The 19,908-nt window shown below is 45.0% G+C and carries 17 protein-coding genes; all 17 read right to left on the bottom strand.

Going from position 1 to position 19,908, the window contains the following annotated elements; all coding sequences use genetic code 11:
• Positions 1 to 36: 36 nt before the first annotated feature.
• The 17 genes from ABUE30_RS01300 to ABUE30_RS01220 all read right to left on the bottom strand — a co-directional run bounded on the left by ABUE30_RS01300 (position 37) and on the right by ABUE30_RS01220 (position 19,870).
• Positions 37 to 819: an arylamine N-acetyltransferase family protein gene (locus ABUE30_RS01300; protein WP_408621879.1), complete on the bottom strand. Its 783-nt coding sequence runs from the start codon at positions 817 to 819 to the stop codon at positions 37 to 39.
• Between the two features lie 87 nt (positions 820 to 906).
• Positions 907 to 1,881 (bottom strand): galactofuranose ABC transporter, permease protein YjfF, encoded by a 975-nt coding sequence (yjfF, locus tag ABUE30_RS01295; RefSeq protein ID WP_408621878.1) that lies wholly within the window; start codon positions 1,879 to 1,881, stop codon positions 907 to 909.
• A complete protein-coding gene (locus ABUE30_RS01290) occupies positions 1,871 to 2,908 on the bottom strand; it encodes an ABC transporter permease (RefSeq protein WP_408622511.1) in 1,038 nt (345 codons plus the stop codon). The genes yjfF and ABUE30_RS01290 overlap by 11 nt, the downstream gene beginning before the upstream one ends.
• 5 nt (positions 2,909 to 2,913) lie before the next feature.
• Positions 2,914 to 4,407 (bottom strand): sugar ABC transporter ATP-binding protein, encoded by a 1,494-nt coding sequence (locus ABUE30_RS01285; protein ID WP_408621877.1) that lies wholly within the window; start codon positions 4,405 to 4,407, stop codon positions 2,914 to 2,916.
• A 33-nt stretch (positions 4,408 to 4,440) separates the two neighbouring features.
• On the bottom strand, positions 4,441 to 5,400 hold the full coding sequence (locus tag ABUE30_RS01280; RefSeq protein ID WP_408621876.1) for an ABC transporter substrate-binding protein: 960 nt from the start codon (positions 5,398 to 5,400) through the stop codon (positions 4,441 to 4,443).
• Between the two features lie 446 nt (positions 5,401 to 5,846).
• A complete protein-coding gene (locus tag ABUE30_RS01275) occupies positions 5,847 to 6,056 on the bottom strand; it encodes a cold-shock protein (RefSeq protein ID WP_408621875.1) in 210 nt (69 codons plus the stop codon).
• Between the two features lie 740 nt (positions 6,057 to 6,796).
• Entirely contained in the window at positions 6,797 to 7,312 is a 516-nt protein-coding gene (locus ABUE30_RS01270) for a GNAT family N-acetyltransferase (RefSeq protein ID WP_408621874.1), read from the bottom strand.
• A 476-nt stretch (positions 7,313 to 7,788) separates the two neighbouring features.
• A complete protein-coding gene (gene acuI / locus ABUE30_RS01265) occupies positions 7,789 to 8,772 on the bottom strand; it encodes an acrylyl-CoA reductase (NADPH) (protein WP_408621873.1) in 984 nt (327 codons plus the stop codon).
• Between the two features lie 163 nt (positions 8,773 to 8,935).
• Positions 8,936 to 10,462, bottom strand: a complete 1,527-nt coding sequence (purF, locus tag ABUE30_RS01260; RefSeq protein ID WP_408621872.1) for an amidophosphoribosyltransferase — start codon at positions 10,460 to 10,462, stop codon at positions 8,936 to 8,938.
• A 27-nt stretch (positions 10,463 to 10,489) separates the two neighbouring features.
• Positions 10,490 to 10,975, bottom strand: a complete 486-nt coding sequence (locus ABUE30_RS01255; RefSeq protein ID WP_408621871.1) for a CvpA family protein — start codon at positions 10,973 to 10,975, stop codon at positions 10,490 to 10,492.
• A 110-nt stretch (positions 10,976 to 11,085) separates the two neighbouring features.
• Complete coding sequence (locus tag ABUE30_RS01250) at positions 11,086 to 11,703, bottom strand: SPOR domain-containing protein (RefSeq protein WP_408621870.1); 618 nt, start codon at positions 11,701 to 11,703, stop codon at positions 11,086 to 11,088.
• A 1-nt stretch (position 11,704) separates the two neighbouring features.
• Positions 11,705 to 12,964, bottom strand: coding sequence for a bifunctional tetrahydrofolate synthase/dihydrofolate synthase (gene folC / locus ABUE30_RS01245; RefSeq protein WP_408621869.1), 1,260 nt, complete (start codon positions 12,962 to 12,964; stop codon positions 11,705 to 11,707).
• Between the two features lie 3 nt (positions 12,965 to 12,967).
• Entirely contained in the window at positions 12,968 to 13,888 is a 921-nt protein-coding gene (gene accD / locus ABUE30_RS01240; RefSeq protein ID WP_408621868.1) for an acetyl-CoA carboxylase, carboxyltransferase subunit beta, read from the bottom strand.
• A gap of 104 nt (positions 13,889 to 13,992) precedes the next feature.
• Positions 13,993 to 14,778 (bottom strand): tRNA pseudouridine(38-40) synthase TruA, encoded by a 786-nt coding sequence (gene truA / locus ABUE30_RS01235; protein WP_408621867.1) that lies wholly within the window; start codon positions 14,776 to 14,778, stop codon positions 13,993 to 13,995.
• A 113-nt stretch (positions 14,779 to 14,891) separates the two neighbouring features.
• On the bottom strand, positions 14,892 to 17,453 hold the full coding sequence (locus ABUE30_RS01230; RefSeq protein ID WP_408621866.1) for a FimV/HubP family polar landmark protein: 2,562 nt from the start codon (positions 17,451 to 17,453) through the stop codon (positions 14,892 to 14,894).
• Positions 17,454 to 17,630: 177 nt separating this feature from the next.
• Complete coding sequence (locus tag ABUE30_RS01225; RefSeq protein ID WP_408621865.1) at positions 17,631 to 18,614, bottom strand: Asd/ArgC dimerization domain-containing protein; 984 nt, start codon at positions 18,612 to 18,614, stop codon at positions 17,631 to 17,633.
• Positions 18,615 to 18,736: 122 nt separating this feature from the next.
• Positions 18,737 to 19,870, bottom strand: a complete 1,134-nt coding sequence (locus ABUE30_RS01220; protein ID WP_408621864.1) for a 4-phosphoerythronate dehydrogenase — start codon at positions 19,868 to 19,870, stop codon at positions 18,737 to 18,739.
• Positions 19,871 to 19,908: the final 38 nt, after the last annotated feature.

Raw genomic sequence — 19,908 nt, 5'->3', positions numbered from 1 at the left:
TGATGTATCACAGTACTTCCATTATCTCTTAATAGGTTATCTATCGATGCCAAATGCAGAAAGTTGCACGCCGCTAGGCAGTTTAAAACCAAAATGCTCCATTAATATACTTTCAAAGAGCGCTTGGCTGAAAATGTGGCGTTTAATCTGAACGCCATCTTGAGTCTGAGTAAATTGATTATTGCGAATTGAAACACGCCCGCTTGGCGTGGCTCGCGAACAAATAAGTCGTTGTTTAAATAAAGATGTTTCATCCAAGCATTGCGCTAACAGCGGGTAAAACCGTTCAATGGGATGCTCGTTTAGCCTAAAGCGATAACATGGCTGCCAGTGCTGAGTCGCATGCCTTTTTTGCCACACCCAATAGCCGTGTTGCTGAATCAAACGGTGTGTGCCCTGCTCGCTGTTCATTTGCAATTGCAGCGGCGTTAAGTAGCTACAACCAAAACCAACATCCGCAATCACTGCACTGTCATCGATATCCAGTCGCAAAAATAGATGATCGACTTCAGAGCCAAATTGCTCCCCATCCCACACCTCGGCACTCAGCCATTGCACCGAAAAACCCAATGATTTAAGCAATAATCCAAACGCATAGTTAAGCTCAAAACAAAGCCCGCCACGATGCTGACAAATAAACTTATCGAGCAGCTGATCCATATTTAAGCAGATAGGTTGATCGCGCAGAATATCAAGATTTTCAAACGCAATTCGCTGCAAATGTGCCTGATGTAGTGCCGATAAATAACAGCGCGAAGGAGGCTGAATATCTTGCTGAAGGTAGCTTAAATATTGTTGTTGCTGTGATTGACTTAACATCATCATATTTTGATAGAACGAATAATAGAACTATACCATCAAATCCTTTTGCTGGCATAGTTCTCTGATTTCGTATCCATTCAACACTTAAGCCGGGCTGGTTGAAGCGACGCCAAACGAACGTGTAAGCAAACGTTGCAAGACAATAAAGACGAACAGCAAAAATCCAATGACAATTTTAGTCCACCAGCTATTTAGCGTTCCGTCAAAAGTGATGATCGTTTGAATCACGCCTTGAATTAATCCCCCCAGTAAAGTCCCAATCACAAACCCTACACCCCCAGTTAATAACGTGCCGCCGATAACCACCGCAGCAATCACATCGAGCTCGACCCCAACGGCTGCCAACGGGTAGCCTGATGAGGTATACAAGGTATAAACCACCCCAGCCATACCACTGGTAAAACCAGAAAAGGCGTAAACACCTACTAATGTTTTACGAATTGGCACGCCTAAAAGTTCAGCTGATGCTCTATCCCCGCCAACCGCATACACGTTATTCCCAAAGCGCGTAAAGTGCGCCACGACGATACCTAACGCTAACACCGCTAACATAATTAGCGCCGAAGCACTGAGCCAACCCCGCCCAGGCAATGGAATGGCAAAGGAAGCAATTTCATCAACAAAGGGCACAGAAATTGGAACTGATTGCAGGCTTAACACAAAGGCAAGCCCTCGTAAAAAAAACATGCCTGAGAGTGTGACAATAAATGGCTGCAGATCGAACGCGTCGATCAAATAGCCCATCAAAGCACCGAATGCACTACTTAACACTAGCGCAAAAGCCATCGCATACAACGGATGCCAGTGATACGAGGTGATCAATGTTGCGCTTAAAACACCGACAAAAGCGATCATCGAACCTACCGATAAATCAATCCCGCCAGTCAATATCACCAGCGTCATCCCGACCCCAGCGATAATAATAAACGCATTATCGGTGAGTAAGTTACCAATGACTAATGTAGAAGCAAAATGGGGATACTTGATCCCGCCATAACCATACAACAGCAGCAGTACCACCAGTGTGGCGATCACTGAAATCCATTTATCAACGCGCATGACGTCCCCTCCATTTTGCGATGACTTTTTGTTTCATCTGAGGTGATTGGATCAGCAAAATAAGAACAATCACAACCGCTTTAACTAGCAGCGTATATTCAGCAGGTAAGCCACTGAATAAAATAGAGATGGTCAACGTTTGAATGACCACGGCCCCTAATACGGTTAAAATCAGTGAAAACCGCCCGCCAGCTAGAGACCCTCCCCCGATCACGACCGCCAAAATAGCATCCATCTCCATCCATAAACCCGCATTATTGGAGTCTGCTCCGCTAATATCCGCCGTTAAGATCATCCCAGCAAATCCGGCGCACAAACCACACAACAGATAGGCACCAATGAGGATGCTGCGGCTATCTATCCCCGCAAAACGGCTCGCAGAAACATTCCCGCCAACCGCTTCAACAAATAGACCTAAAGCAGAGCGACGTATAAATAAGATAATCACAATGACAGCAGTAGTGACCAATACCACTCGCATGGGCAATCCAGCCAGATAGCCTTCGCCTAATAAGCTAAACAACTGGCTATGGAAGGTGACAATCTGTCCACCAGTAATCATCTGTGCAACACCGCGTCCAGCCACCATCAAAATCAGCGTCGCGATAATCGGTTGGATTTTTAAATACGCGACGAGTAGACCATTCCAAAGTCCACAAACTAATCCGGTTACCAGTGTCGCCAACACAATGACCCACCCTGGATAAGTCCCTCCATCAATCATAACGGCCATCACGGCACCTGCAATTGCGGCAACCGCCCCTACGGATAAATCAATCCCGCCAGTGGCGATCACTACAGACATGCCAACGGACATTAGAATAAGTGGTGCACCGCGATAAAAAATATCAACTAAGCTGCCATAAAGATGACCGTTCACAACTGATAAATCAAAGAAGTTAGGGGTGAGTATCGCGTCTACGACTAAAATTAAAATCAATGCGGTAATCGGCAGTGTCGCTTTACGTAACAAGCCATTTCCCCATCGCGATGTAGATCGTTGGGGTACTTGGCGAGGTTCAGTCATATCACTCATGATGCAATCGCCTCAACTATCTGTTTCTGAGTCACTTGGTCACCTTCCAGTAGCGCCGCTTGATGATGATCCCGAAGCACCAATATCCGATCGCTAATGGTCACCACTTCATCGAGCTCTGAAGACACAACCAACAGTGCCATGCCTTGTTCTTCACACAAACGACGGATCAACGCGACAATTTCGGCATGCGCACCGATATCAATCCCACGTGTTGGTTCGTCCAAGATCAGTAATTTGGGGTTGGCAACAAGCCAGCGGGCGAGAATCACTTTTTGTTGATTACCACCGCTTAATTGTCCAGCGGGCTTTTGCGAATCCGGTGTTGCAATCCCAAGCGATTGGATCATCTCATCAGCCAGTTTACATTGCTTCGCTTCGCTTATTGGATGGAGCCATCCAAGCCTTGCTTGTAGCGCTAAAATAATATTCTCACGAACCGATAACTCATCAATCAAACCGTCATGACGGCGATCTTCAGGGCAAAATCCCAATCCTAAGCGAATAGCTTGCCTAGGAGAGCGGATCCGCTGCAACTGACCATCAATAGTCATTTTCCCTTGATCCGCACGTACGGCGCCGAAGATCAAGTTCACCGTTTCACTACGTCCAGACCCCAATAAACCAGCCAGTCCCAAAACCTCGCCAGCATGGACATGCAGATCGAGAGGTTCGAGCATCCGTTTTTTAGCAAGACCTTTAACAGCTAAAAACGGTACGTCAGATCTTTTCTGGGCTGATTTTTTCTTCGGTAGATGCGCTTCAACAGCCTTACCGAGCATTAACGACACCAACTCAAGCTGTGGTAACTGCGCAGTTTCGCGGGTTGCCACATGGCATCCATTGCGCAGCACTGTGATCTTGTCGCTAATTGCATAAACTTGATCAAGGAAGTGCGTCACGAAAACGATTGCCATACCCTGGCTTTTGAGTTCACGAATTAAACTAAATAGGATCTCAACTTCATGAGCATCTAGGCTGGCTGTCGGTTCATCTAAAATTAATATCTTGGCATCAACGGCCAGCGCTCTGGCAATCGCGACCAACTGCTGAATAGCAATCGAATAGGAGCCCAAAGGCCTTTGTACATCGATATCAAGCTTTAATCGTTGGAGCAGCTTAATCGATTGCAGATGCACTTGTTTCCAATTGATGAGTCCCCACCGTTTCGGTTGACGCTCTAAAAAGAGATTACTGGCCACCGTTAAGGTGGGGATCAGATTCACTTCCTGATAAACAGTGCTTACGCCATGCGCTTGCGCATCCGCTGATGATTTAGGCTGATAGGCTTGGCCGGATAAAGACATCCGGCCTCCATCATAAGGATAGACACCTGTCATGACCTTAATCAACGTCGATTTACCCGCACCATTTTCCCCAAGCAATGCATGAACTTCGCCAGCTTGAACATCTAAACTAACATTATCTAACGCATGCACACCTGTGAAAATCTTATCAATGTGCTCAAGACGCAAAATTGGATTAGACACTGTTTATCTCCTATTTACTCAAGCCATTATGAACTACATCGCTGTCCGACTTTCATATTGTGCTTTGGCAGTATCAGGCAGATAGAGGTCGCCTTGGGTTTTAATCCATTTAGGCAATTTTTTACCTGCTAAATAGTCTTTAATCGCATCAAAGGCAGGTTCACCCAGAGCTGACTTGAGTTCGATAGTTGCGTTGGTTTGTCCGTCCATCATTGCTTTAAAGATATCGGGAACCCCATCAATGGAGATAATGAGGATATCTTTACTTGGTTTTAGACCCGCTTCTTGAATCGCCTGAATAGCACCCAAAGCCATATCATCATTGTGTGAGTACACCGCACAGATGGTTTTGCCACCATTTTCAGATTTTAAGAAGCTTTCCATGACATTTTTGCCACCACTACGAGTGAAATCCCCACTTTGGGAACGGATGATACTCATTCGTGGAAAGAGATCGATGATATTAGCAAACCCTTTTTTACGATCGATCGCAGCACTCGATCCAACAGTGCCTTGCAATTCAACAATTTTGCAATGGCCACTCGTTTTACCCGCTAACCAAGCCCCTGCTAAACGCCCTTCTTCGACAAAGTCTGAAGCGATTTTAGTGACATAAAGGTTGCTATCACGTACTTTCACACCGCGATCCACTAGAAAGACTGGAATATGAGCGCGTTTTGCTTCACGCAAAACTTGGTCCCATCCAGTTTCTACAACAGGGGCAAGGATGATGGCATCCACACGCTGTGCAATAAATGAGCGAATTGCTTTGATCTGGTTCTCTTGTTTTTGTTGGGCATCAGAGAACTTTAAAGTGATGCCCCGTTGCTGGGCGACGGATTTAATCGACTGAGTTTCAGCAGTTCGCCACCCACTTTCTGAACCAATTTGTGAAAACCCAACTGTTAGCGCCTGTGCTATTGGCGCAAGAACTAAACTCAGCACGGTGATAATACCCAGTGCTATTTTTCGAGCAGAAACGATTGCTTGCATTGTCTATCCCTCGTTTTGATATTGTTGTTGTGAACAACACCCTTGGGCCTAACCGGATCAGACGAACAGCTTTATCATTCTCATCAAATTAATCAGCCCAAACATTGGCTTTTTGCCCTTTCCTTGAACGCAGCTATATGACAACTGAATAATATGGCTTTTACAAACGCGCTTGGATAACGATGCATCTATATTTTTTCTCGATTTATGAGAAAAATGAATGACTCATCGATATCAAAGGTAACTATAGAAGAGAGTAATAACAGGAAAGGTGATGCAGATCCGCTTGGTAAATTGTAGCTATATTATCTATATATATAGCTAAAATGTGCGAGCGATAGATCAAATAATGACCCTATAGAAGGGGATTTCGATATTGAGGGTAAAATTTACGATCAAAAAAGGCCGCTTCATGGCGACCTTTTATCATTCAAAACAATCGACTCTTATAGAGCAACGATGTTTTCAGCCTGTGGGCCTTTTTTACCTTGAGTTACGACAAACTCAACGCGCTGGCCTTCAGCCAAAGTTTTGAAACCATCACCAACGATTGCGCTGAAATGAGCGAAAACGTCTGGGCCATTAGCCTGTTCGATGAAACCAAAACCTTTAGATTCGTTGAACCATTTAACTGTACCAGTCACTGTATTTGACATAATTTTTCCTAAACTTAATATCTTGATGTTTCTTTGCGTTTAGTATGTTCACCAAACGCTATGCATTAGCATGAAGTGCAACAAATTACTTACAACTACAGGACGAGGACTTTCTAGGTACTTCGAAATGGTGGATATAAATAACTTAACTTTCAAGCTAAATTCATTATAACAGCCACCGTCATAAAAACAATCACTAATTTAAAATTATTTCGTCGGTCCATCAAAGTCTTTTAAACTCAGATTACCGATTGATATATATCATTATTTATTCCCTGTGCTCATCAATATTTCCTCTGGCAACAAACAATCTGATATAAATTTTTTCATAAGTCCCATTTTATTACTGACATGACGATCACCTAAAAATCGTTTTCCATCGGCACCTTTTTGGCACTGGGCAATGGCCGCTTTGCAATTGTTTCAGCGCCAATTGAATTACCTGAGCTCAATACTGGCTTACTCTTACCCCTTGGCCCATTGCAACAGTGATCATTGCAGCATTTGCTGGGCATTAGTCCAATCAAATCCATAAGGAATTATTAGGTTCGATAGGAATGGCTATCGTTGCAAGCGCCATGATCATTTGTGCACAGCATGATTGCCTGGGCAAACATTTGGGGCAACTATAGCCGCACTACTACTTAATCGATTTTCAGTTGATAGAACACGCATATCATTGTAGGTTGCCGCGCTCACCACTTGTATTGCGCTTGTTACCCGTGCTTTGCAAATGTCCTTTAAGACAACTCGTTCGCATGGAGTTGACACTCCATTAGGACGACATCTAGCCAACGATTATGCATTTTACCTAAACTGGTGCGGGTTCCAAACGCTGTAAACCCCGCTTGGTGATGCAACAGTAAAGCCGCTTCATTGCTCGCAAAGATCAGTGATTGGAGCGTCCAATAACCAGCCGATTTAGCATTCGTGACGAGTTGTGCTAATAGCGCTGAACCGACGCCTTGGCGGCGATAGTTTTCATCAACATATAGCTCGACTTCAACAACACCGCGATAGATTGGACGACTCGACATAAGCCGAAACGCTGCCCACCCGATGATGTTAGAGCTGCATTCGGCAACAATACAACTGCCAGACACAATACTTTTCTGCCACCGTTTATGACTGGTGAGAGGGGGCTGGATGGTCGCTAACCCTTCACTGGCACCTTGTTGATAAATAGCTTGTAGTGCTAAGAAATCTTGTTCTTGAAAGGAGCGAATTTGATAGCTAATTGACTGCAATTGATGCATATGACCTCTCTTAGTAACTTGCCGATGCCCATCTAATCTCTGATCCGAATCAATAAAACCTCTGCCAACTGCGGCCAAGCGATGATTGAATCGCTAATCGATGAATAAAATAGTTCAATACTTATAGTCGCTCGCACCGATGCAACAATAGAGTAAAAATATAATATAGATCTCAATACCATATTGGCACAGATCTGCACCCATCGCTCAAACGGGTCTAGCTCAATCGCTAACTAATCACAAAGGCATGATTACATCGTTAATGTCATCGCCGAATCGCTACACAATAAAACAAACATGTCTTAGCGCCAGATAGACCGCTACTCACAGGTAGGTTAACTGATAGCTTTAAGATAAAACTGGAATGGGTGGCTCGGGACAGCAGCATAAATAATCGCTAGATGCTGGTTAATCGGCACCTATCTGGCTCATAAGACTCAATGATTTACTTTTGAGCCTTATTGCCTGTCAAGCCATTAAGCTAATTGAACGGCTAAGCGACCACGCACCGCACCAGCGAGCAATTGTTCAGCCTGTGAAATCGCATCATCTAGTGAGATAGTTTGACCAATTTCAGCCAAAATGGTCGGATCCATCACATCGGCAATTTTTTGCCAAGCGGCTATTCGGTCGGCTTTAGGGCGCATCACACTGTCAATTCCAGCTAATGTCACGCCACGCAAGATAAAAGGCGCAACACTCGCGGGAAAGTCCATCCCTTGGGCGAGCCCGCAGCAAGCTACAATGCCACCATAGTTTATGCTGGCACAAACATTAACGAGCGTATGACTGCCCACACAATCAATTGCACCTGCCCATCGCTCTTTTTGTAATGGCTTACCAGGTAGGCTTAACTCGTCTCGCGCCATCATCTGCTGCGCGCCAAGTTTGGTAAAATAGGGCTCTAATTCGGCGCGGCCACTCACTGCAATAACGTGATAGCCAAGTTGACTCAGAAAGTGAATTGCAAAGCTCCCCACACCGCCGCCAGCACCCGTCACTAAAATAGGGCCATCTTCAGGCTGAAGACCATGACGTTGCAGGGCCATCACGCAGAGCATCGCCGTATAACCGGCAGTGCCAATCCACATTGCTTGTTCAGGCGTTAGTGTATCTGGCAGCGGGATTAGCCATTTAGCACGCAAATTCGCTTGCTCGGCAAGTCCGCCCCAATAGCGTTCACCCACCCCCCAGCCATTGAGTAATACGCGATCGCCTACTGAAAATTCAGGATCACTGGACTCAATCACCTCTCCGGCAAGGTCAATCCCTGGAACCATCGGAAATGAGCGTACTACAGGTCCTTTGCCAGTAATCGCTAAACCATCTTTATAATTCAAGGATGAATACAAAACTTTGACTTTAACAGGTTCATCGGGGAGTTGTTCAGGCTCAATCTGCTGCAATTGGGTGTGATATTGATCATCGATATGATCAATGACTAATGCGCGCATAGACATGTGCTCTCCTAAATAATGAGTTCAGCCCACGACTCTAAACAGGATCACTGCAACTTACAACCATCGCTACACAATGCTCTAGCGCATCTGTTTAGCACTTTGACATAAAACAAAAAAGCCGTTCATAAGAACGACTTTTTGACAATCACACAGCTTTGGGCAATTAATGGTCTTCGTTGTATAGCTCCAAATTAGCCGCCTCTTCTTGCGCTGCGACCTCTTTGCTATCGTTATTACGTAAATGATCGATATAGTCAAGGTACTGTTGATCCACATCATCCGTCACATAACGACCCGTAAATACTGAAGTTTCAAACTCACGTATTTCAGGATTAGCTTCTTGACAAGCAGCAACCAGATCTTCAATTGATTGATAAATGAGTCCGTCAGCACCAATCAACTGACATATTTCATCCACTTCGCGGCCATGGGCAATGAGCTCATTGGCTGATGGCATATCAATGCCATATACATTCGGGAAGCGGATTTCCGGCGATGCTGACGCAAAGTACACTTTCTTTGCTCCCGCCTCACGCGCCATTTCAATAATCTGTTCAGAGGTGGTACCACGAACAATCGAGTCATCCACTAACAATACATTTTTGCCTTTGAATTCAACATTAATAGCATTAAGTTTACGCCGCACTGATTTACGTCGCTGCGATTGCCCAGGCATAATAAATGTGCGACCAATATAGCGGTTTTTCACAAACCCTTGGCGATACGGCAAATTGAGCATCATAGCAATTTGCAGCGCGACATCACACGATGTTTCAGGAATTGGAATAACGACATCAATATCAAGGTCATCCCATTCGCGTTGGATCTTCTCACCCAGTTTGTTGCCCATACGCACTCGCGCATCATAGACTGAAATTTTATCAATTGTCGAATCAGGACGGGCAAAGTAAACGTATTCAAAAATACACGGATGGTAGCTCGGATTTTCAGCACATTGATCAGTAAACAACTGACCATCATTGCTGACAAAAATAGCTTCGCCTGGTGCAATATCACGAAGTACTTCAAAACCAATCGCATCCAGTGCGACGCTTTCAGAGGCAACCATATACTCGGCATGACCATCATCAGTCACGCGCTTACCTAACACCAGTGGGCGAATCCCTTTTGGGTCGCGAAATGCGAGCATCCCATGACCAATCACTAGCGAAACCACCGCATAGGCACCACGCGTTTGTTGATTAACACGGCGAATCGCTGCAAAAAAGTTTTTCGCTTCAATTTCACCATCGCAGCGATCTAACTCATTATCAATTTCATAGGCTAGCAAATTAAGTAGAATTTCAGAATCTGAAGTGGTGTTAATATGGCGCCGCGCTTTTTTGAACATCACCTCTTTGAGCTCATGAGCATTGGTCAGATTACCATTATGCGCCAGAGCAATACCATAAGGTGAGTTGACATAAAAAGGCTGGGCCTCCGCTGCACTTGAACTGCCAGCAGTAGGATAACGAACATGTCCGATGCCTACAGCGCCTTGCAAACGCTGCATATGGCGAAGTTCAAACACATCGCGCACCAACCCATTAGCTTTACGCTGTTTAAATTTTCCATCAGTGATAGTCACAATACCAGCGGCATCCTGTCCACGATGTTGCAGGACAGTTAGAGCATCATAGATGCTCTGATTAACTGGAGTTGAGCCGACGATTCCGACAATACCACACATGAGGGGGATCCTTCTTGCTATCAAGAGTTATTGGGGGGTTAAAAAACTCGATGAATTTTTTAAAAACTCAAAGAACCACTGTACTATGACAGTAAATTCTGGAATCAGTTGCGAATGCTGCCACCAAGGCGCTTTGGCAAATGCGGTAAATGACACCATAAAAAGTATTGCAGACACGACAAAGACGCCTCGGATACCACCGAAACAAACGCCAAGCACGCGATCTGTCCCGGATAAACCCGTGCTGCTCACTAATTGTGACAACACATAGTTGCACAAAGCACCAATTAATAACGTCGCAATAAATAGGCAGAAAATAGCGGCGCCGCTTCGATAATAAGGATTAGCTATCAAGGTAAAATAGGTTGCCACATCACTATAAAAATGGCTGGCAACAAAAAAAGCGGCAATCCAACTTGCTAACGAAACAGCCTCTTTAACAAAGCCACGAACTAAGCTGATTAGCGCTGAGAGTACTATAACGCCAATAATGGTATAATCGATCCAATTCATAAAAGAACTTATCGTCGCTAAAAAACGCCTCGCATTCTAACAGAAAAATAGCAGAATGTTGTACGTATATGATGAAACTAAAATAGCCATGCTGGTCCATTGTGTCAAAATCAATGATCCAGTGGGTCAAATTTACGTACCAACCCCTGTAGCCCTGTCAATTTTTTCAATTGAGTTAATTGTGCTTCGATATCTTTCTTCGACAATTCAGGGCCAACAAAAATCCGATTCAATTGACCATCAACCGGATGATTCGGATAACTGTGTGCTTGATATCCGGCTTTACGCAGCTTATCAATTAACTCTTGAGTACTCGATGCACTTTTCAATGTAGCCAGTTGAATAATCCAACCGGTGCCTTTAAACGTATTGGCTGGTGTTTCAGCGACTATCGGTTTCACTTGCCCACTCGTTTTGCTGTCAGAGGCAGTCGTCGATGTAACGAGAGCCTTCGCCGCAGTCTCTTGCGATGCGCTTTGATTTGATTGAGTTGGCTGTTCGGTGCTAGCGCTAACGGCTTGTGTTTGGCCCTTTTGCGCGCCAACAACGGACTTGTTCAAATCAATCATCAACGGCTTTTCATCGGCAGGCTCTGGTGCAAACGGAATTGCACTGAACTGCTCTTTGATCGGATCTTTTTTGCCATCAAATAGATCAGGCAAAATAATCACCAACAATGCAACTAACACAATGGTTCCGATCAAACGATGTTTTAACTGAGATGGCACATTAACCTCCGCGAATCGCTAAAACCTCTGCGACAGTCACAAATGACCCAAAAATAATAATGCGATCAATCGGCTTTGCAACTAGTAACGCATGTTCATAAGCTTGATGGATATTCGCATAACGCTGATAATTTTTGCCGTAGAGCGCAGAAACAAGCTTATCGCCATTATCACCACGGTCATTTGCTAATCCAGCAATAAACCACTGCTCAAAAAGACCATCCAAGGCATCAACAGCTCCTTGGTTATCCTTATCAGCAAGCATGGCACAAACTGCGAAGGTATTCCCTTGACAAGGATGGCGGATCAATTGTGTCGCCAGATACTGAGCCGATTGTGGATTATGCGCTACATCAATATACACAATGGGGTCGCGCTGTAATAATTGCATCCGACCGGCTAACTGCCAATGAGCGACCTGCTCTTTGGCTTGTGATTCACTAAGTGTGATCTGCAACTGATCTAAGACCGCAAACGCGGCCACCGCATTATCAATAGGTAGTTCAGGCATTGGTAATTGTGCATAACAATGAGTAAGCCCCTGATAGCACCAACTTTGACCATCATTGCTGATCTGTGCATGAACCTGATGGCCATTGGCCAGCAGCTGACATCCCAGTTGCTCAGCACTTTGATAGACACTCTCAACAATCGATGGATCACCGATCACAGCTTTGCCCTGAGCACGAAAGATCCCAGCCTTTTCACGACCAATCTGTTGCAGATCATGGCCTAGATAGTTCTCGTGATCCAAGGCGATCGTGGTCACTACCGCGACATCAGCATCAATAATATTGGTTGCATCTAGGCGCCCTCCTAACCCAACTTCTAAAATAACATAGTCAAGGTTCTGGCGTTTAAACAACCATAAAGCAGCCAGCGTACTCACTTCAAAATAGGTCAGAGTGATGTTACCCCGAGCTTGCTCAATGTCACTAAAAGCCTGACAAAACAGATCTGCCTCAAGTAGCTTATCATTGATGCGTACTCGTTCACGGTAATCACTAATATGAGGCGAGCTATATACCCCAACAGAATAACCCTTAGCGAGCAGTAGTTGTTCAATCAATCGACAGGTTGATCCCTTGCCATTCGTCCCGGCAACGGTTACAACTGGCATAGGCATGGTATCAAGAGACATCAGCTGAGCGACTTGACGGATCCGAGTTAGTCCAAGATCGATAGTAACGGGATGCTGGTGCTCTAAATAAGAAAGCCAGTCTGATAAAGACCGGCCTATCACGTTTGATGGATTGATCATAAATTAATCGATGTCCGGTTCATCATCGAACTCCATCGACACGGCCGAAGCGGCTATTTCAACGGGTTCTTCAATTGCGACCTGATTGGTTAATTTACCAATAATTGATGCTAACTTGTCACGCATTTGACGGCGGTCAACAATCATATCCAGCGCGCCATGTTCGACTAAAAATTCACTCAGTTGGAAGCCTTCTGGAAGTTTTTCTCGCACTGTTTGTTCGATAACACGCGGGCCGGCAAAACCAATTAACGCTTTGGGTTCACCCACGTTAATATCACCCAACATAGCCAGCGATGCAGACACACCACCAAAGGTTGGATATGTCATCACGGATAGATAAGGTAACCCTTTTTGCCGTAATTTAGCTAATGCCGCACTCGTTTTGGCCATCTGCATCAACGAGAACAATGACTCTTGCATTCGCGCCCCACCACTGGCGGCAAAACAAATAAGGGGACGATTTTCAGCCAAACAGCACTCGACGGCCCGGACAAAACGAGCCCCAGCAACAGATCCCATTGATGCCGCCATAAATTTAAAATCAAAGGCACATGCAACAACTGGCATCCCTTTTAAATGGCCTTTTAAAACCACAACAGAGTCTTTTTCGCCCGTGCTTTTTTGTGCTGCCGCCAAGCGATCTTTATAGCGTTTCGAATCACGAAATTTTAGAATATCTTTTGGCTCTAACTCAGCTCCGAGCTCTTCAACGCCCTTATCCAAAAATCGTTCCAAACGATCTCGCGCACCAATATGATTATGATGGTTACATTTAGGACATACGAACAAATTACGCTCTAACTCTGCACGATACAAAATCTGCTCGCAAGACGCACATTTAGTCCAAACGCCTTCCGGAATATTCCGACGTCGTGAGGAGACGCTTTTACTTTTTGGGAGAATTTTCTCTAACCAGCTCATCGGAATCCTTAATTCTGTCTTTTGATAGCATCAACATGCTTATCATGTAATAAATAGCTAAGCATGCGGTGGAAAACCCAGCGACATGCTTATCGGTCAATTGATTATACCTGATAGAACAGCGGCCCAAGCGCAACTTTTGGGATCCCATAGTGGGATGGATAATCTACAGCCACTAGATACAATCCACTTGCTTTTGCAGTGGCGGCAGCCTTACTCCGATCCTTAAGCGCCAATAATTGAGCAATCCATTCAACCGAACAATCACCTTGCCCAACTTCAATTAAGCTGCCGGCAATATTGCGTACCATGTGGTGTAAAAACGCATTGGCTTTTATATCAATGACCACATAATCGCCCTGCCGGGTGACTTGTAGATGCTGGACATGACGAAACGGGCTACGGCTTTGACATTGCGCGGCTCGAAACGAGGTGAAGTCATGCTCACCAAGAAGCAATTGGCCCGCTTGGTGCATCAGTTTTTCATCCAATGGAATGTGGTATTGACTGACACCACTTCCCAAAATAGCACCCCGATAAGGTGCATTATAAATAATATAGCGATATCGCCTTGCCGTTGCTGAAAAACGGGCATGAAAATCATCTTCAACAGATGTTGCCCAACGCACCGCAATATCCTTTGGCAAATTGGCATTCATTCCTAATGTCCAAGCTGCCATTTTACGCTCACATGCCACGCTAAAATGAATAACCTGTCCCGTTGCATGAACACCTGCATCCGTACGCCCAGCACAAAAAACTTCCACAGGCTGATCGGCAATCTTCGAAAGTGCCTGTTCAACGCACTGTTGGACAGAGATCACTTCTCGTTGACGTTGCCAACCATAATACTGAGAACCATCGTATTCTATGCCAAGAGCAATTCGCATACTACTTTCCGCTTAACAATCAGCGGCCAATAATAAAAAAAGCGGTTCCCTTTGTCACCGCCTTTTTAAATTAAGTCTGTCATTGGACCGCTATTCGCTGACCAAATTGTGGACTACCGCAACTGTGCGAGTATCTTTTCAGCCTCTTCTTGCACCGCATCACTTTGCGGTGACGACAGCAATTCTTGTAAGATATCTCGCGCCCCATCGGCATCATCAATCTCTAAATAGGCTCTCGCTAAATCAAGCTTAGAAGCACCATCTGAGTCAGCATCAACATCAATATTCATCCCGTCTGGACCGTCACGATTGAGAATACTCGCAAATTCATCTAAACCAACATCTAATTTAGGCTCAGTATAAGGGTTAACATCACTAGGCTCGTCATCATCAGCCATCAATTTGTCGATATCAACAAATTCACGATCCTCAACCTCATCGCGCTGCGGCAAATCAGGAAAAACCTGATTGTCGTTTTCACTGAAAGCATCCTCAGAAAATCCAGAGAATAACGAGTCCAGATCATCATCTATAGGCTCATCGATAGCCGAAATAGGTTCGATCGCCTCAGGATCAGCACCCTCATCATCAGCTATCTCAAAATCAAGTCCCAAATCATCAATATCATCGTCATCTTCCATCTCAAATTTGGGAGGTGTTTCATCAAGAGCCGCTAAGTCATCATCCTCATTGTCAGACAGCTCTGTTTCTAATTCCGGCGCTGAATCTGGCTCTACGGCCAATTCTGGTTCTGAATCTGGTTCTGTGACTAATTCTGGTTCTGAATCTAGTTCGGTGACCAATTCCGGTTCTGAATCTAGTTCGGTGACCAATTCCGATTCTGAATCTGGTTCGGTGACCAATTCTAGTTCTGAATCTGGTTCGGTGACCAATTCTGGTTCTGAATCTGGTTCGGTGACCAATTCTGGTTCTGAATCTGGTTCGGTGACCAATTCCGGTTCTAAATCTGGTTCGGTAACCAACTCTGGCCCTGCCGATTGCGGCTCATCGTCTGACAAATCAAAGTTATTTTCGACATCATCGTTCGTTAGTGACGCTAATTCTTCAGCCATCTGTTGTTCAAGCTGCGCTTCACTTAGTTCATCATCGACAGGTTTATCAGCTGCAGGTGGTTTGCTTTGCGTGATCTCTTCATCATCCAGCTGCAACTCATCCGTGTGATTGGTTAGCGACGACTTTTCGCCCAGAGATTGTTCTATCTCATTTAAGTCTTGCTCATCACTCTCGTCCACTGCCGATGACTCACTGGTCAATTGCTCAACTTGATCAATTAATGCATCCACATCTTTACGCGATTGCTCAGCGTCTTCAGATTCTTCTAATGATGGCAGTGGCTCATCAAAGTCAATTGAAAACTCGTCATTTTCATCGACTGTAACGTCTTTTGACTCATCTGGAATCAATTCTTCGTCATTGGGTAAATCAATGTCTGGTTCTTCACTCTCTTGTTCAGGTAACAAAACATCTTCATCGTCATCTTCAGACAACAAATCATGAAAAACACCATCATCACTTTCTTCTGAGGACTCAACTGAGGGAGGTTCTGGATCCTCAAATTCAGCTAACGCACTGATGGCTTCATCATCAAAAGCAATCTCTTCATCGGCGGATGTATCCATAAGCGGGTCATCTACCAAAAGCGGTGCTTCATCAGCAACCTCTGGGACAGGAGCCTCATCTAACGATGAAGTCTCAACATCATCAGTGAATAATTTGGAGAACTGATCGTCGTCCTCCTCTAATGAGAGTTCATCTTCATCAAGTTCCGTATCACTCTGCGACTTTTTAGATCGCAGCCGTAGTAACCAAATCAGCCCCAACAGAACCAATAGTAATGGAATAGAGACAGCTAACGCTAAATTAACTGGTGAATCCATGAGTTGTTTATACCAGTTCGTCTGATCACCAGTCGCTTTCTTGTTTTGTTTGAGTTCATCGAGGATCTGTTGCTGAATTTGTCTAGTTTTATCGAGCTGATCACGAATCGCTGCCAATTGACTGGTCAAATCAGCAACACGTAACTTCAAACGATGGTTTACTTCTGACATACCAAGCATCTGCTCGCTCGCTTGATCAAGTTGCTTGCGCATGACATCAAGCTCTTTGTTTTTCATCGTTTCCAATTCATCCATGCGCTTTTGCAGCTTGGCAACTTGATCGGCCAACACATGACTGATGACTCGAGAAGTAGACTTTGAAGAGGAAGCTTTCGGTGAAGACGCGGTGGAGGAAATCGAGGATTTAGTTGTTGCAGGCGATGAATTGGTCGTTTTCGACACTATCTGCACCGCACGCTGCTCTGGAACCGCTGAAATTTGCTCTAAAGTGGGAATTGTCAGGTAAGCACCATTAACTAATGAATTCAGATCATTATCAACGAATGCTTCAGGATTCATTTGAAAAATAGCAACCATCGTCTGATAGACACTGACCGATGATTTTGGTCGATACTTGCTAGCAATCCGCCAAAGTGTATCAGTATGGCGGACCGGCCCATAACGCTGGGTAATCTGTTTCCCTTGACTATTTACAACCTCATTTGGGCCAACCATTTGAATATACTGGCTTGGATCTGGTGCTGCATAAGAACAAAGAGAAAAACCAGATACTCCAAACAACACAATTGCCGCTAATTGCGAACAATATCGCTTCATAATGATTCCTTTTCATACTGAGCATCCACAATACTAAATCCTTACTGCCAGCGATGCACTCAGGTATCGGGCTGATCATCACACCCAATCACAACGCTCAGTCTAACAGGTCGGGCGTAAATAATACGCCCTTAGCTATGTCTCGGCCTATTATGGTTGAACTTAAGTAGTTTTCGATCAATTACCGCTAATACGCTGAATCAGTTTTTCCAAATAGGGAACGACGCACGCATAAATGGTATCCGCTTGCACACAGAACTTCAATTGATGTGGCTGCTGGGCACTTTGACGCAACTCGGTCACGCTCAAATAAGGCTGTTGATTCAGATCAGTAACGAGTGTCACAAGTTGATCTAAGTGAAGCTCAACACCTTCGAGTGCCTGCCATATATCAGCACATTCAGCCACTGATAATACGCCTGTGTACTGCATACTTACTAGTGCCATCGTGCCATAGAAAACCGGCACCGTCACACTATGGGCCATAATAACTGGCGTCGAATCGCGAAAGACTAAGGGTAATTGCTGTTCAACAGCTTCGGCGGTTGACGCTCCCTCACTCGAATTGTTCAGCAGATTAAACGCCACTTGTTTAGCATAGACTTCGGGTTCCACAGGTAGACCATTGAGTAAACGGGCTGTTTGTCCGGCTAATTCACTGATTCCTGATTGTCCTTGGTCACTGACCGAGTTGAGTACGCTGATATGAATCGTTTCAAGACCGACTTCATTATCCAAACGCTCCAGTAGATGACTCAGTAATAACACGGTGGCATTAGGTACCTGATAGACCCCCTGTGCCCCCACCCACTCGCTGTCTGCTAAACTCAGCGTAGAAACTGCGCCAAGCATCTCTGTGTTGGTCGCGTTCAAAAGCACGGCTCCAAAACTTACGGCCTCATCGGCATAGTCTTGGACCAATTGTGGCTCGCAACCAATCACCACTTGCACCGCACCCCAATCAAATGCATCAGGGGAAGACAGCTCAAAAGATTGGTCCGCAATATCTAACTGGCGATCATCATTTTCATCGCTATCATCATCATGTTCAGTAAAATGATCAACGGCGACAATCGCCTCTACTGGATACCGATTGCGAACTAACCGCTCAATTAAGGCTTTCCCTAATAACGATGATGCACCTAATACTGCAATTGCCATGTGTTCTCTCTTATTTCGTTCTCAAATTCAATCAATTCGCATTGTATTCATCTCATTGCCGTCCGATCTTCATCAACAGATTCAGGGGTACCGCAATGATGATGCACTAACACTCATGTTGTTCATGCGGGATCTAACGCAAAACCTAAAGCGGCTAACCGCGGATCAGATACGCCTCGAATACTTAATGTGGCAAACTCGCGGCGCTGAGGATAGGTTTTTCGCAGCCTATCAAACCCTATTGCTGTTAATCCATCGCGGCGAAACCGTCGATCGTCAGCAAATACATTATAGATAAGTTGAGTTAATTGTCCGAGTGTTGCTTGCTCAATAGGTGCAGTTAATTCAATGCTTGAAAGCGTCGGCGCCGGTAAAAACTGCTGACTATGATCAACATAGAGGAAATTTAAGTGCTGGCACAATGCCTGAGTAATCATCTGTGTCCCGCGCATTTTGCCATCAAGGCTATAACCTGCAATATGTGGCGTCGTAATAAATGGGTAAGGAACCAAATCTGTCAGCACATTCGGTTCAGCCTCCCAGACATCCCAAATCAATGCCGGTGCAAGCTTGGCTTGAACGCATCGAAGCAGTGCTTGGTTATCAACAACTTCACCACGACACGCGTTGATCAAAATCTGTTCAGGGCGCAACTGATTTAACACCTCTGCATCAAATAAATGATAAGTCGCATGTTCTCCATCACGCGTTAACGGCACATGTAAACTAATCACATCAGCATTAAGTACATCCTCAAACTGACAAAATGTCCAATGAGATTGCCCCTTAGCCGCCAGTGGTGGATCATAACGCAACACTTTCATGCCAACCGCTTCAGCGCGCTGAGCCACTGCATTACCAGTATTACCACTTCCTACAACAGCCAATCGTTTGCCAGCTAATTGTTCACCGCGATATTGTGCACAGGCTAATAAACTAGTGATGACATACTCACCTACGGCAATACGATTACAGCCTGGTGCACTGGCAAAGCCAATGCCTCGCGCAGCTAACAACTCTTTATGGATATGGTCGGTACCGATCGTCGCAGTACCGACGAATTGCAATCGATTCGCTTTAGCTAATAAGGTTTCATCGACTTTCGTCACTGAACGAACCATCAACGCGTCAATATTGATCAGATCATCGGCGCATAATTCTCGGCCAGATTTAGTGATCACCTGCCCGAAAGGCGAAAGTAGTTCTGGAGCGAATGGCATGTTCTCATCCACTAACAGAGTAAATGGCTGCAGCATAATAACTTCATCTGTAAAAAATAGCGTTTAGCTTGCCA

It is taken from the genome of Celerinatantimonas yamalensis, from assembly GCF_046054155.1.
GTDB lineage: Bacteria > Pseudomonadota > Gammaproteobacteria > Enterobacterales > Celerinatantimonadaceae > Celerinatantimonas > Celerinatantimonas yamalensis.
This window is presented reverse-complemented; position numbering and strand designations above follow the sequence as displayed.

Coding starts and splice junctions, on each gene's coding strand:
- folC (WP_408621869.1), bottom strand. CDS start 12,964: ATGATCAATCCATCAAACGTGATAGGCCGGTCTTTATCAGACTGGCTT.
- ABUE30_RS01255 (WP_408621871.1), bottom strand. CDS start 10,975: ATGAATTGGATCGATTATACCATTATTGGCGTTATAGTACTCTCAGCG.
- ABUE30_RS01290 (WP_408622511.1), bottom strand. CDS start 2,908: ATGACTGAACCTCGCCAAGTACCCCAACGATCTACATCGCGATGGGGA.
- ABUE30_RS01230 (WP_408621866.1), bottom strand. CDS start 17,453: ATGAAGCGATATTGTTCGCAATTAGCGGCAATTGTGTTGTTTGGAGTA.
- ABUE30_RS01300 (WP_408621879.1), bottom strand. CDS start 819: ATGTTAAGTCAATCACAGCAACAACAATATTTAAGCTACCTTCAGCAA.
- ABUE30_RS01225 (WP_408621865.1), bottom strand. CDS start 18,614: ATGGCAATTGCAGTATTAGGTGCATCATCGTTATTAGGGAAAGCCTTA.
- truA (WP_408621867.1), bottom strand. CDS start 14,778: ATGCGAATTGCTCTTGGCATAGAATACGATGGTTCTCAGTATTATGGT.
- ABUE30_RS01270 (WP_408621874.1), bottom strand. CDS start 7,312: ATGCATCAATTGCAGTCAATTAGCTATCAAATTCGCTCCTTTCAAGAA.
- acuI (WP_408621873.1), bottom strand. CDS start 8,772: ATGTCTATGCGCGCATTAGTCATTGATCATATCGATGATCAATATCAC.
- yjfF (WP_408621878.1), bottom strand. CDS start 1,881: ATGCGCGTTGATAAATGGATTTCAGTGATCGCCACACTGGTGGTACTG.
- purF (WP_408621872.1), bottom strand. CDS start 10,462: ATGTGTGGTATTGTCGGAATCGTCGGCTCAACTCCAGTTAATCAGAGC.
- accD (WP_408621868.1), bottom strand. CDS start 13,888: ATGAGCTGGTTAGAGAAAATTCTCCCAAAAAGTAAAAGCGTCTCCTCA.
- ABUE30_RS01280 (WP_408621876.1), bottom strand. CDS start 5,400: ATGCAAGCAATCGTTTCTGCTCGAAAAATAGCACTGGGTATTATCACC.
- ABUE30_RS01275 (WP_408621875.1), bottom strand. CDS start 6,056: ATGTCAAATACAGTGACTGGTACAGTTAAATGGTTCAACGAATCTAAA.
- ABUE30_RS01220 (WP_408621864.1), bottom strand. CDS start 19,870: ATGCTGCAGCCATTTACTCTGTTAGTGGATGAGAACATGCCATTCGCT.